This is a genomic window from Burkholderia ubonensis, assembly GCF_902833085.1.
GTDB lineage: Bacteria > Pseudomonadota > Gammaproteobacteria > Burkholderiales > Burkholderiaceae > Burkholderia > Burkholderia ubonensis.
The window spans coordinates 630597-643838 of sequence record NZ_CADFEB010000002.1 but is presented as its reverse complement, the minus strand read 5'-3'; the positions used below and the strand labels follow the sequence as shown (position 1 = coordinate 643838).

General features: G+C 74.3%; 7 protein-coding genes. All 7 read right to left on the bottom strand.

All coding sequences use genetic code 11. The features are described 5' to 3' along the window. Positions 1-8: 8 nt before the first annotated feature. From bcsA to bcsB, 7 genes are read right to left on the bottom strand one after another with little or no spacing between them, the layout of a single operon-like run. Positions 9-2567, bottom strand: coding sequence for a UDP-forming cellulose synthase catalytic subunit (gene bcsA, locus HWX31_RS06960; RefSeq protein ID WP_174966134.1), 2559 nt, complete (start codon positions 2565-2567; stop codon positions 9-11). Then, on the bottom strand, positions 2564-3343 hold the full coding sequence (gene bcsQ / locus HWX31_RS06955; protein ID WP_174966135.1) for a cellulose biosynthesis protein BcsQ: 780 nt from the start codon (positions 3341-3343) through the stop codon (positions 2564-2566). Before bcsQ ends, bcsA begins: the two co-directional genes overlap by 4 nt. Beyond that, positions 3340-3564 carry a hypothetical protein gene (locus HWX31_RS06950; protein WP_059483642.1) on the bottom strand — a complete coding sequence of 75 codons (225 nt, stop codon included), beginning with the start codon at positions 3562-3564 and terminating at the stop codon, positions 3340-3342. The genes bcsQ and HWX31_RS06950 overlap by 4 nt, the downstream gene beginning before the upstream one ends. Further along, complete coding sequence (bcsE, locus tag HWX31_RS06945) at positions 3561-5492, bottom strand: cellulose biosynthesis protein BcsE (protein WP_175933884.1); 1932 nt, start codon at positions 5490-5492, stop codon at positions 3561-3563. The genes HWX31_RS06950 and bcsE overlap by 4 nt, the downstream gene beginning before the upstream one ends. 20 nt (positions 5493-5512) lie before the next feature. Then, positions 5513-9394 (bottom strand): cellulose synthase subunit BcsC-related outer membrane protein, encoded by a 3882-nt coding sequence (locus HWX31_RS06940; protein WP_175933883.1) that lies wholly within the window; start codon positions 9392-9394, stop codon positions 5513-5515. Beyond that, positions 9379-10602 (bottom strand): cellulose synthase complex periplasmic endoglucanase BcsZ, encoded by a 1224-nt coding sequence (gene bcsZ / locus HWX31_RS06935; RefSeq protein ID WP_174963954.1) that lies wholly within the window; start codon positions 10600-10602, stop codon positions 9379-9381. The genes HWX31_RS06940 and bcsZ overlap by 16 nt, the downstream gene beginning before the upstream one ends. A 3-nt stretch (positions 10603-10605) precedes the next feature. Next, on the bottom strand, positions 10606-12921 hold the full coding sequence (gene bcsB / locus HWX31_RS06930; RefSeq protein WP_174963955.1) for a cellulose biosynthesis cyclic di-GMP-binding regulatory protein BcsB: 2316 nt from the start codon (positions 12919-12921) through the stop codon (positions 10606-10608). Positions 12922-13242 lie beyond the last annotated feature (321 nt).

Below are 13242 nucleotides of genomic sequence, written 5' to 3'. Positions count from 1 at the left end.
GGGCGGCGTCAGTCGCGCGCCCGGTCGAGCGCCAGCATCGCCTGCGCGCTGCGCGACACGCCCTTCAACAGGCGCACGTAGCCGTCGACGCCCACTCTCAGCACTTCCCTCAGCCCGCGCAGCGGCGTGTCGGGCCGTTCGCCCTGGTGCCAGTCGAGCCACGCGTCCGCGCGGCCGAACGTGCACTGCACGAGCTGCCGCTCCTGCTCGAGCGTCAGCGCGTCGAAGCTCACGCCGACGTGTGCCGGGCTCACGCGGCACACGCGCACCGGGAACGTGAACTGCCGGTCGCCGCGCGTCACGCACACGGTCAGCGTGTCGCCCGTCGCGAGCGTCAGGCCCGGCACCGCCTCGAGCCCGAGGCCGCCCGCCGAGTAGTCGCTGGTGAAGCACGCGGCCGTCGTGCCGTCGGCGAGCAGCAGCGTCGCCGGCACGCGCATCGCGATCCGGTGCGTGACCCGCACCTGCTTCGCCTCGCGCGCGACCGCGAGCGCCGCGCCGAGCATCGCGAGGTTGTAGACGGTCCAGCCCATCGTGATCAGGATCGTCGACGCCTCGTCGCCCTGGTCCACGATCAGGCGCGAGAGGCCGGCGAGAATCGCGATCACGTTCACCGCGAACAGCACGAGGTACGGCTTCGACGTCGACCAGTCGACGTAGCCCTCCTCGATCTTGCCGCCCTTGTCGGTCACGTTGAACTTGCCGTGCTTCGGGCTCAGGAACGCGACGGTCGTCGGCAGCGCGATGTACCACGCGAGCACCGATTCGTAGACCTCCGCCCAGAACGAATGGCGGAAGCGCCCCTGCATCCGCGAGTTCGCGATGTTCGCGAGCACGAGGTACGGCACGACGTAGCTCGCGAGCGCGACCGCCGACGCGTTGATGAAGTACAGGTGGAAGAACAGGTACGCGAGCGGCATCGTCAGGAAGATCAGCCGCGGAATGCCGTAGAAGAAGTGCAGCATCGCGTTGCCGTAGCAGATCCGCTGCACGAAGCCGAGCCCGCGCCCGAGGAACGGGTTGTCGATGCGGAAGATCTGCGCCATCCCGCGCGCCCAGCGCGTGCGCTGCTTCACGTGGCCGGCGAGGCTCTCGGTCGCGAGGCCCGCCGCCTGCACGGTCGGCAGGTACGCCGACGTGTAGCCGCGGCGGTGCAGCTTGAGCGCGGTGTGCGCGTCCTCGGTCACGGTCTCGACCGCGACGCCGCCGATCTCCTCGAGCGCGCTGCGCTTCAGGATCGCGCACGAGCCGCAGAAGAAGGTCGCGTTCCACAAGTCGTTGCCGGACTGCACGAGCCCGTAGAACAGCGTGCCCTCGTTCGGCACCTGGCGGAACGTGCCGAGGTTGCGCTCGAACGGATCGGGCGAGAAGAAATGATGCGGCGTCTGCACCAGCGCGCACTTCGGGTCGCGCAGGAACACGCCCATCGTCGTCTGCAGGAACGAGCGGGTCGGCACGTGATCGCAGTCGAAGATCGCGACGTATTCGCCGTGCGTCTTCGGCAGCGCGCGGTTGATGTTGCCGGCCTTCGCGTGGCGGTTGTCGTCGCGCGTCAGGTAGCCGACGCCGGCCTCGCGCGCGAACGCCTCGAACTCGGGCCGCTTGCCGTCGTCGAGCAGGTAGACGCGCAGCTTCGCGCTCGGCCAGTCGATGCTCTGCGCGGCGAACACGGTCGGCTTCACGACCGACAGCGGCTCGTTGTAGGTCGGGATGTACACGTCGACCGTCGGCCACGCGTCCGGATCGTCGGGCAGCGGCACGACCGGCCGGTCGAGCGGCCACGCGGTCTGGATGAAGCCGAGCAGCAGGATCAGCCACGTATAGGCTTCCGCCGCGAACAGCAGGTAGCCCGCCCACGCCTCCAGCGGGCTGCGGAAATCGAGCGTCTGGGTCGCGCGCCACCACACGTAGCGCACCATCGCGAGCAGCGCCAGCGACGCGAGCGCGAGCGTCGGCATGTGGCCCGGCAGGCGGCGCAGGCCGAGCGCGAGCACGGCGACGATCAGGAAGAACGCGAACTGCGCGCCGGGCATCAGCGGCGACATGCCGGCCGTCGCCCACAACAGCGCGCCGGCCGCGAGCAGCAGCGGCGCGAGCCAGCGGCGCCGGCCGACCCGCTGCGCGCGCGCGTCGATCCAGCCGCCCCAGCGATCCCACGGCAGGCGCGCGACGAGCGCGCCGACGCCCCGCCCGATCGCGCGGACGAACACATATACGGGGACGACGGTCTTGTCGAACCACGCGAGCGGATCGCGCGCCGGACGGCTGGCCGCGCTTCGCGGCGGGCGCACGAACGCGCGCCACAGCCACTCGCGCGGGCTGAGCGGCTGCAGCACGCCCCATTCGGCGGCCAGCCGCAGGAACGCCGCGCGCGCGCGGCGGCCCACGGGATCGGGCCGCCCGGAACGCGGCGCGTGGAAGAACAGCCGCACGACCCAGTCGAGCAGCGTACGCTCGGCGGGCAGCCCGATGCCGCGCGCGAGCCAGTCGAGCGCGCGGCGGCCGAACGCACGCGCGGCGGCGGCTAATCCGGCGGCGAATGTGGCAACGGATGCGGCGGGCTTCACCGACGGCCCCCGGTCCGCCCGGCCACGGCGGCGCCGAGCCACGCGTCGACCCAGTTCGCGACGCCGTGCAGGTCGTGCGACACCTGCGAATACGGCGCATCGTCGAAGATCCAGCTGCCGCGCGCGAACGATTCGGGCACGGCGGCATCGAGGTGGATGCGCTGGTCGAGGATCGCCGCCGGGCCGGCCACCTCGCGCAGCATCGCGAGCGCGTCGCGCTGCATGTCGCGGGCCGGATTCAGCCGGTTCACGACGATCTGCAGCGCGCCGCCGCCCGCCCTCAGCGCGTCGAGGCGCGCGGCGACGGTCGCGCACGCCGCGGGCTCGGGCGGCACGACGACGAGCGTCAGGTCCGCGCCGCGGATCGCGTGCTCGGCGTGCAGCGACGGGCAGCGCGCCGTGTCGATCAGCGCGACGCCGTCGGCCGGCAGCGCGATCTCGCCGAGCGCGCGCGAAAGCCACGGCGGATCGGCGGCGAGCCGCGCGTCGCACGCGGCGGCCTGCGCCGCATCGACGTACCCGTACGGAACGAACAGCACGCCGTCGGCGCTGCGCCACGTATGCGCATGCCACGGCTCGGGGTCGCCGAGCAGGCTCTGCGCGAGACCGGCGCCGGACAGCGTGTCGAGGCCGAGGTGCGCGCCGAGCAGGTTCTGCGGATCGAACTCGACGGCGACCACCGGCCGGCCGCGGCGCGCGAGCAGCACGGCCAGCGCGGCGGTGAGCGTCGTGCGGCCCGCGCCGCCGGCTGTCGACGTGACGGCGATCGTCTTCATCGCGCCTCCTCGCGGCCCGCGGCGGCGGCCACGTCGGCGGCCCCGGGCAGGAGCCGGCCGCGCAGCGCGACCGGCACGATCTCGCACGGCACCACGTCGTGCGGATCGATCCGGCGCGGCGCGCGGAAGCCGCGGCCGAGGCCCAGGTGCCGCGCGATGATCCAGACCGGCACCGCGATCGCGATGCCGACGACGAAACCGATGACGATGTCGGCAATCATGGGGCCTCCGGCTTGCGCAGCGGCATCGCGCTGCGGGTGGCGCCGCGCGCGCGCGCGGCGACGACAGGGTGCGGGCCGGGCGCGGCCGGCGGGTCGTCCGGCGGCGGCGCCGCCGCGTCGGTGGACTGTGCCGGCACGTCGCCCGCATCACCGGCGGCAGCCGACGCTTCCGCCACTTCCGCCACTTCCGCCGCATCGGCCGCGCCCGCCTGCGCGCCGCCCGCCGGGTGCGCGGCCGCGAACAGGTCGCTGTAGTCGGCGATCGGCGCGCGCCGGTTCTCCGCCTTCAGCGCGTTCAGCTCCGCGTCGATGCTGCCGTGTGCGAGGCGCACGACCCGGTCGGACAGCGTGTCGACCGGCACGTCGAAGATCCGCTTGAGCGCTTCGTCCGCGTCGGCCGGCTCGCACGCGAACAGGAACACGTACAGGTGCTCCGCGTCGGCCGTCACCACGTCGCCCGCGCGGCGCGGCTGGCAGTGCCGCAGCGCGTCGACGTGCGCGACGCCGGGCAGCAGCGTCATCTTCACGAGCGTGTGCGACAGCGCGAGCACCGCGCCGCGATCGAGCACCGCGCGGGTCCGCAGGCAGAACGCGCCGACCGGCAGGTAGCCGAGCACCGTGTCGCCGAGCGCCGCGGCGAGCGCCGCGCGGTAATCGGCCGCGACCGGCCGCGCCTGCAGCTGGCCGTGCAGCGAGCGCACCGCGGCCTGCAGCCGCGAGAACGGCAGGTCGCGCCCGATCACGCTGTTCGCGCCGAGGCTCAGCACCAGCATCTCGAACTGATGGCGCAGCACCTCGCCGCGCTCGACGATCGTGATCTTCAGCGCGCCGCCGCACTGCCGCCGCAGCGTGTGCACGTCCGCGCACAGCGCCTCGAGCTGCGTGCGGGTGCGGAACGCGAGCACGGCGGTCGCCGCCTGCGCCTTCGCGCACGCGGCAACCACCGCGGCGTTGTCGTCGACGATCTCCCAGTCCTTCGGCACCCAGCTTTCGCCGTCGACCACCGCGCGGCTCACGACCACCCGGTCCTCGTCGCTCGCGAGCTTCATCTGGCGCGGCTGCGCGAGCGCATCGGCATCGAAGATCGCGGACAGCCGGCCGCTCGGCGCGAAGCGCAGCGGCCGCACCTCGCCGGCAGCGAGCGTGTCGCCCGCGCGCCAGAAATCGACGACCCACAGCAGTTCGCCGTGGGTGCGCTGCAGTTGCGCGACGCCCGCGCAGACGCTGTGAAACGCGCTGCGCCGGGTGCGGCGCGCATCGCGCACGAGCGGCAGGTCGTCGGTGCCCGCGTCGTCCGCGCTCGCGTGGCCGGCGTCGGGGTTCATCAGCAGCACGACCGCGATCCGGTGCATCCGGCACCAGTCCGCGAACGCGCGCCCCTCTTCCGCCAGCGCGGCGGGATCGTTCCAGCTGAACCAGCGCTCCGCGCCCTCGACGAAATACAGCGAGCGGGCATGAAAGCCGAAGCGCTTCATCGCGCGGAACCCGCCCATCAGGCGCGCGAACGTGCCCGGCCCGGCGTGCGCGGCGTCCGGCTGTGAGTCGGCAGCCGCCGGCGGCATCGCGAGCACGTTCAGGTTGCGCGGCCAGCCGGGCGCGAGCGCGGCGCCCGCGAAGCCCCGCTCGCCCAGTTGCGCGGCGACGCTCGCGTGGTCGCGCGCGAGCGCGACCGTCACGTCGCGGGTGCGCGCCTGGCGCGCGCTTTCCCACAGGAGCGCATCGCATGCGGGCGTGCGCGCGGCCGCATAGACCGCATACAGGCCGCCCGCGTCGAGCTGCGTCCATTCGTCCGGCAGGCCGTCGATCGCGAGCCGGCTCAACGTGGACACGCGGCCGTCGGCCGGCCCCATGCGCAGCAGCGCGCGCAGGCGAGCGAACACGCCGGCGGCGCCGAGCGCGGGACGAGTGGCTTCGAAGTCGGTGTTCACGCTAACGCATCCTTTTCACGCTAAAAATCCGAATAGAGCCGCACCGGCGTCGGCGTGACGAGGCCGGTGCGCGGCGCGCGCGCGTCGAACGCGTAGCGCAGGTACACCATCGCCGAACTCGGCGCGTAGTCGTGCGAACGGTCGATCTTCAGCTGCGCGCCGACGCTCAGGTGCGGGTTCATCCGGTACTCGACGAGGCCGTTCACGCCATACGAGAACGACACGCCGCGCGTCGAGCTGCCGCCGTATGCCTGCCCGGCGTAATCCGCCGCGGGCCGCAGGCCGGCGACGTTCGGCGCCCCGATCGGGAAATACGGCGAATCGCGCTCGTAGCTGTTCGATATCCCGCCCGTCACGGTCAGGTCCCACGACAGCGCGTCCCGGCGCCCTTCCCACTCGACCGGCACGCCGAGCGACAGGTAGCGCTGCGGGCTGTAGTAGCCGCCCTGGCCGTACGTGTAGTAGCGCAGGTTCTGCGCGTAATGCCACGCGCTGCCGACGAGGCCGGTGCTCACGCGCATCGTCGCGCGCTCGTACACGGGCATCGTGAAGCCGGTGCGCAGCGTGAGCGCCGTGTTGCGCTCGACGTTGCGGCCGGTCAGCACGCCCGCACCGAATTCCGCGAACAGGTTCGCGCGGCCGACGTCGAGCGCCGCGCGCAGGTCCACGCCGTCGCGACGCACGCCGCCCCACACCGCGCCGGTCCACGGGTCGCGCATGCCCGCATACGACAGCACGCTGCTCGTCTGCGGCCGCCGCGACGCGTTCATCGTGAAGCTCGCGGGCCCGGCATCGAACCGGTAGCGCACGCCGCCGACCACGTAGTGCACCGGGAAGCCGAGCGGCGACGTGCCGACGTCGAAGCGCCACGCATCCGACCGGTAGCCCGCGCCGAGCGCGACGCCCGTCGCCGACTGATGCAGCGAGCCGGGCGGATTCGCGCTCGGCGAACTCAGCGCCGGATGCAGGCCGAACGTCTTGAGCGCATACGCATCCGGATTGCTCGTGTCGAGCGTGCCGGCGTCGAGATGCACGGTGTCGACCTGCAGGAATGCATGGCCGTCGTAGCGGACGGGCATCTGCACGTAGATCGGCACCTGCTGCGCGCGGTACGCGGACACGCCCTGGTCGCCCGACTTGTACGCGGGCAGCCAGCCGATCTCGAATTCGGGATCGCGGCGCTGCTCCAGATCGGCGAACGCGGCCTGCGCGGGCGTGCGGCCGTCGCGGCGTGGGCCCACGCCGCTCGCGCGCTCCTGCGACTGCGACAGCCGGTACAGCGACGCCGCGTCGTCGTAGCGGCCCTGCGCCTCGGCCACCCGCCCCGCCGCGACCGTCACGTCCGCGCGCGCCGGATAGGCCGCCTGCAGCCGGCCGGTGATGTCCGCCGCGTCGTCCGCGCGGCGCAGCGCGATGAGGCGGCGTACCGCCGACAACTGCGTGTCGACGTCGTCGGCACTGGCGCGCGCGAGCACCGCCCGCACGCGCGCCAGCGCGCCGGCACGGTCGCCGCTGTCCTCGTCGATCCGCGCGAGCGCGAGCTGCGCATCGGCGTCGTCCGGCGTGCGCGCGACGACCGGCGCGAGCGCGGCGCGCGCCGCGTCGTAGCGGCCCTGCGCGCGCTCGAGGTCGGCCGCTTCGAGCGCGTAGCGCGGGTCCGCCTTGGCCGCAGGGCTCGCGCGGTCGAGCAGCCGGCGCGCCGCGGCGTAGTCCTGCTGCGCGATCGCGTCGTCGGTGCGGCGCAGGATCAGCCGCAGCGACTGGTCTTCGAGCCGCGCGGTCTGCGCGGCCGTCAGCGACGGCTCGCGGCGGATCGCGTCGAGCCACGCGGCGAGCTCGCCGTCGCGGCCCGCGCCGCCGAGCAGGTCGCCGTAGCGCAGCCGCACGTCGGCGTCGGCGTCGCGCGGATGCGCGGCGATCCAGTCGCGCAACGGCGCGAGGCCGCGTTCGGGCTCGCCCGCGTCGATCCATTGCGCGCCGATTGCGGCCAGCATGTCGGGATCGTCCGGCGCGAACGCCTGCGCGTGCGCGAGCGCCGCCGCGCATGCCGCCCTGTCGCCGCGCACCAGCGCGCCGCGCGCGTCGGCGAGCGCGCTTTCCGCGTCCAGCTTGCGGGCGAGCGCACGCATGCCGTCCGAGCGCCGCGCGTCGCCGACGGGCGCGAGCGTGGCCTGCGCGCCCGCGACGTCGTCGATCGAATTACGGTACAGCGCCGTCGCGTAATGCATCTCCGGCTCGTCGGATTGCGCGAGCCCTTCGTCCATCACGGTGCGGCCGAGCTGCGGCAGCCCCATGTCGCGATACAGGCGCGCGAGCGCGAAGCGGGTCCACGGCGCGTCGGGCGCCGCGCGCACCGCCGCTTCGTAGCGCTGCGCGGCCGGCCCGCGCGCGCCCTTGTCCGCGAGCGCGCGCGCCTGCTGCGCGAGCAGGTTGGCGCGCAGGCCGTCGAGCGCGCGCCGGTCGTCGCGGCCCTCGACCCGGCCTTGCAGCGCGTCGAGCAGCGGGCCGACCTGATCCACGCGGCCGGTGTTCTCGTACAGCGTGGCCGTGCTGCGCACCGCCGACGCGCTCGGCGCGCGCGCCGCCAGCAGGCCGCGCAGCAGCGGCTCCGCGCGCGCCCAGTCGCGCTGCGCGAGCAGCGCGTCGGCGAGCTGCAGCGTCGCGTCCGGGCTGTCCGGCTGCATCGCGAGCGCGGCGCGCGCCGCGCGTTCCGCGTCCTGCGGCCGCCCCGCCGCCGCGGCCGCGCGGCCCTGCGCGAGCGTGCCCCAGAACCGCGCGGTCCGCGCGAGGCTGTCCCATTTGCCGCGCTGGTCGGGCGCGAGCGCCGCGGCGCGCGCGAACAGCGCGCGCGCGTCGTCGTGCCGGCCCTGCCGCAGTCGCAGCAGCCCGAGCCCGCCGAGCGCATCCGCGTCGCCGGCCCGCACGCGCGCGGCCTGCGTCAGCAGCGGCTCGGCCGCGGCGAGATCGCCGCGCGCGAGCGCCTGCAGGCCGCGCTGCTGCGCGATGTAGTTCGGGTCGCGTTCGAGGCGCAGCTGCGCGTCGCGCTGCCGCTCCAGCCCCGCGACCTTGTCGCGGAATTCGGTGTCGTCCGGCACGAGCGCGAGGTACGCGCGCATCGCGTCGAGGTAGGCCGGGTCCGCATCGGCCGACTGCAGCACGCGCCGCCACACCGCCATCGCTTCCGTGTGATCGGCGTCGGTGCGCCGCGCGAGCGCCCACGCGAGCCGGTTCGCTTCCGCGCGCGTCTCGCCGCGCTGGTTCAGCAGCTTCGCAAGCCCGAGCGCCGCGTCGACGTCGTCCGGATCGGCCGCGACCGCGCGGCGCAGCGCCGCGATCGCCGCGTCCCGGCCGCCCGGCCCGTTCGCGACGATCTGGTAGTACTCGGCGCCGAGCGCGCCCGACGGCGCGCCGTTCGGGAACAGCGCGACGATCCGCCGGGCGGCCTCGTCCGCGCGGCCGCTGCGCGCGAGCAGGCGGATCTGCGCCATCTCCTCGCGGCCGCTCGTCGCGACCCGGTATTCGTCGTCGGCGCGCCGCGTCGCGGGCGTGCCGCCCGCCTGCGCCTTCAGGCGCGCCAGCGCCGCCTGCGCGCCCTGCGCATCGCCCAGGCGCAGCAGCACGCGCACCTGCTCGGCGAGCAGCGCCGGATCGCCGGGCGCGATCAGCAGCCCCTTGCGGATCGCGTCGCGCGCGAGATCGTCGCGGTGCTTGACGCCCCACATGCGTGCGGTCGCCAGCAGCCGCCGCGCGTCGGCGGCGTCCGACGCGGCCGGCACAGGCGCGGCCGGCACAGGCGCGGCCGGCGCAGGTGCAGCCGGCGCGGCCGCCGCCGCGCAGACCGACGACGCGAGCCACGCAAGCCCGGCCACGTGCGGCGCGGCGCGCTTCAGCGGGCGGCGCATCGGCGATCCCCCCAGCGCACGTCCAGCGTGCCGTCCGCGGCGAAACGGTAGCGGGCGTCGCGCCAGCCGAGGCCGAACAGCGTCAGCACGCTCGTGTAGTAGCCCGGCGGCGAGCGTCGCGCGAGCGTGTCGACGCGCGCCGCCTGCGCGTCCGCGAGCGCATGCTGGCCGCGCGCGTCCAGGAACGGGACCGCCGCCGCCGAGAAGCCGCCGTTGCCGTCGTTCGGCCCGGCGGCGCCGGTCGTCGTGTCGACCTTCTCTGGCGGCGCGCTGTGCGCAGCGATGTGCTCGGCGAACGGTGCGAAGCGCGCGAGCAGCGGCGCGGCGAGCGGATCGGCCGAATCGAGCATGCCGGCCCACAAATACACGCGGATCGCGTTGTACGCGCTCTCCGCGTGCGTGGCCGGATCGGGCGCGAAGCCCGCGCCCGCGCGGAACAGCGCCCAGTCCGGCGCGAAGCCCTTCGGCGCGGTGTCGAGCAGCACCCGCCCGGTGCCGGCCGCGAGCGCGGCCCAGCGGCGGTCGTCCGGCAGCCGTGCGCCGAGGCCGCGGATCACCTGCGGCGGCGAATAGCTCGGGTTGACCCGCCACAGGTCGTTCGCGAGCCGGAAGCCGACCGGCCCCGGCAGCAGCGTGAGCCCGAGCCCCGGCACGGTGGCCGTCTCGTGGTCGAGCACCCGCTTCGCCAGCAGCGCGCCGCGCGCGGTGTAGCTGCGCTCGCGCCACAGGCGGCCCGCCTCGACGAGCGCATAGGCGATCCACAGATCGGCGTCCGACGCGGCGTTCGCGTCGAGCACGCGCCACGCGCCGTCGGCCGCGCGCCCCCACAGCCACGCGGGCAGGTGCGCGCTCAGGTCGCCCTGCGCGAGGTTGTTCTCGGTCCACGCGAGCATCCTGTCGAACGCGGGCCGGTCGTTCGCGACCAGCGCGAAGAACAGCCCGTATCCCTGCCCTTCCGACACCGTGCGCGCATCGTCCGAGCCGACGTCGATCACGCGGCCGTCGGCCGACACGAAATCACGCTTGAACGCGTCCCAGCGCGGCCATGCGGCTGCGCATGCCCCATCGGCCGCGCCGGCCGCGTCCTTGCCCGCGGCCGGCGCGCTCGCGGCCATGCCGGCGGTTGACGCCGCCAGCGCCAGCGTCAGCGCCGCGCCGGCGCGCCACGCCGGCAGGCTCGCCTGCCGCCTTGCCGTTGCCTGCGCCATCCGTCACATCCCCCGTCGCCGCGCGGCAATCCTTTGCAGCACGCTGAACGCGCCGAGCGCGAGCAGCAGGCCCGCGACGACGCCGACCGCGCCGAGCACGACCGGATGCCGCGCCGCATGCGTCCAGAGCCGCGCATACCACGGCACGAAGCCGACCACGTAAGGCTCGCCCACGCGCATGCTGTCGACCGTGCCCGGCCGCACCACCGCGAGATCGCCCTGCAGCTGCGACACGAGCCCGGCGTTCTCGAACACGTCGAGCAGCGTGCCGAGCTGCGGCTGGTCGGTCGCCGTCAGCGCGACGACGCTGCGGCCGCGGCTGTCCGGCAGCTCGAAGCCGACGAGCGCCGCGAGCGAGCCGGTCTGCTCGATGTGCGCGCCGCCCTCGGCCATGCCGACGCCGTTGCGCCAGCGCTCCTTGACCGTGAACGCGACCCGCGCGCCGCCCGCGCCGCCCTGCTCGCCGAACGACAGCGGCAGCGCCGCCCGCCAGCGCTCGAGCAGCGGGAACGACGGCGCGCCGTCGATCACCAGCAGGTCCTTGTCGCGCAGCGCGGCCATGTCGCCCGGGCGCGCGACCTGCACGCGCAGCGCCGGGTAGCCGGTCCACTCGCCCATGTGGCCGAGCATCGTCAGGTACGCCTCGAGCTCCTGCGGCGACGGCCGGTCGGCGAGCACGACCGCGGTCTGCGACAGGTCCGCGAAGCGCGTGAACGGGAAGCCGCTGTTCGCGAAATACGCGAGGTTCGGCAGTTGCGCGTAATGGACGAAGTGCGAGAAATCGATCGTCGAATCCGGGTCGATCGCCGCGCGCTGCGGCTCGGTCGCGGTGCTCGAGCACAGGCCCGTCTTCTGCGAATCGAGCGTGAAGCGGAACTGCAGCTGGTTGCCGCTGCCGACGCGGAACGCCGGAATGTCGACGTCGCTCGTCACGCGCCCTTCCGGCACCGACAGCAACGGCAGCTGCATGCGGCCGCGCGCGTCCTCGGCGTGGGACGGCCCGAGCCGGTACGACTTCACGAGCTGGTCGTTGATCTCGACCGCGAGCGTCGAATTGTCCTGCACGGTCGGCGCCGTGTAGCGGTAGCGCAGCGTGATCGGCACGCCCGCGCCGTTCCACGAATGCAGGTCGGCCGGCACCCGCAGGTTCAGCCGGATCGCGTCCGGCGACGTGCCGCGCACTTCCAGCTCGCGCGGGTCCGCCACCAGCTCGCGGAACGCGATCGGCCGGTCGACCGGCAGCCAGCGCGGCGCGTCGTACGGCTTGCGCGGCGCGCCGGCGTCGACGTGCGCGACCGTCGCCGACGGCCCCGACAGCGCCGCGCGGCCGAGCACCAGCGTCGCGGCCGCGTCGTCGACTTCGGCGGCCGTGCGGCCGGTGACGACCAGCACCTTGCGCTCCGGCGCGGCGGGATTGTCGACGACCGCGAGCGTCGGGCCGTTGACGGACGGCAGCGCGAGGCCCGGCGGCAGCGCGGCGACCGGGCCGATCAGCACCGCGTGGTCGTTCGCCGGCAGCGCGGACGACACCGGGAAGCGCGCATGGCGGTAGTCCGCGAGCGCGCCGAACCACGACGCGAGCACGCCCGCGCTGCGCAGCGTCGCGGTGTCCGGCGACGCGGGCAGCACGAACGGCAGGCGCACCCGCCCGTTGTCGCGGCGGTCGAAGAACGGCGCGGGCAGCAGCGCGAGATCGTTCGGCAGGCGCACCGGCGTCTCGTCGAGGATCAGCTCGCTCGTCGGGCTCACGTCGGCCCACAGCGCCGAATTCGCGGGATCTTCGCAGTGATCGAGCGAATAGTGCGCGATCAGCCGCAGCCCGATCTGGTTGAAATCCGAGAAATAGCGCGGATCGATCGGGATCTCCTGCGTGACCGTGCGGCCCGCGCGCGGCGCGTCGAACGGCACGGTGGCGACCACCTCGCCGTTGATCGACACCTTCAGGTGCGACAGCGGGAACACCAGCGACGGCGAGTACGCGTAGGTCAGGCGCAGCCGCGCGGCGCTCACCACGCGGTCGAGCCGCACGCCGGCGCTGATCGTGCGCGCGTCGTCGGCGCCGCGCAGGCGCAGCGGATCGAACGCGCCGAGCGTCGAGAACGGCAGGCGCACGGTGGTCGCGCCCCGGACGGCGGACGGCGCGCTCGCCGGGGCCGTCGGAGCCGCCACCTGGGCTGCGACCGGCGCCGGAACCGGAGCCGGAATTGCGGCGGCCCCGGCCGTGCCGGGCGCGACCGGCGTGGCGGCCGGCAGGCAGGCCGCGTAGAACGTGCCGGCCGCGGCCGCGATCGAGACGAACAGCGATGCGGCCGGCTTCATGCGCGGCCCCGCTTCATGTGATGGTCGACAGTGTCGAAAGCGACGCACGCGGCGCAGCCGGGCAGGCGAATGCACATCCCCAATGCTTCCCCTTGAATCCAGGTCCTGATGTGGTGATCGAATCGGCGTGGCTGGCCACGACAGCGCCCCCGCGCCGCTGCGCATGCCTGGCACCGGCACCCGCGCAAATCCGATTCGTCACACTATCTCAAAAATAGATTAAAAATTACCCCAGTTCGAACATGCACTGCATGAAAGCCCCGATTCCGGTCAGAAATGCTGCACGCCGTGCGTGAGAGGTATGAATTGCGCCGTTGCTGC

Bases quoted from the DNA above. Each gene is read 5' to 3' on its own strand.
- bcsQ (WP_174966135.1), bottom strand. From the start codon at position 3,343: ATGAAGACGATCGCCGTCACGTCGACAGCCGGCGGCGCGGGCCGCACG.
- HWX31_RS06950 (WP_059483642.1), bottom strand. From the start codon at position 3,564: ATGATTGCCGACATCGTCATCGGTTTCGTCGTCGGCATCGCGATCGCG.
- HWX31_RS06940 (WP_175933883.1), bottom strand. From the start codon at position 9,394: ATGCGCCGCCCGCTGAAGCGCGCCGCGCCGCACGTGGCCGGGCTTGCG.
- bcsZ (WP_174963954.1), bottom strand. From the start codon at position 10,602: ATGGCGCAGGCAACGGCAAGGCGGCAGGCGAGCCTGCCGGCGTGGCGC.
- bcsB (WP_174963955.1), bottom strand. From the start codon at position 12,921: ATGAAGCCGGCCGCATCGCTGTTCGTCTCGATCGCGGCCGCGGCCGGC.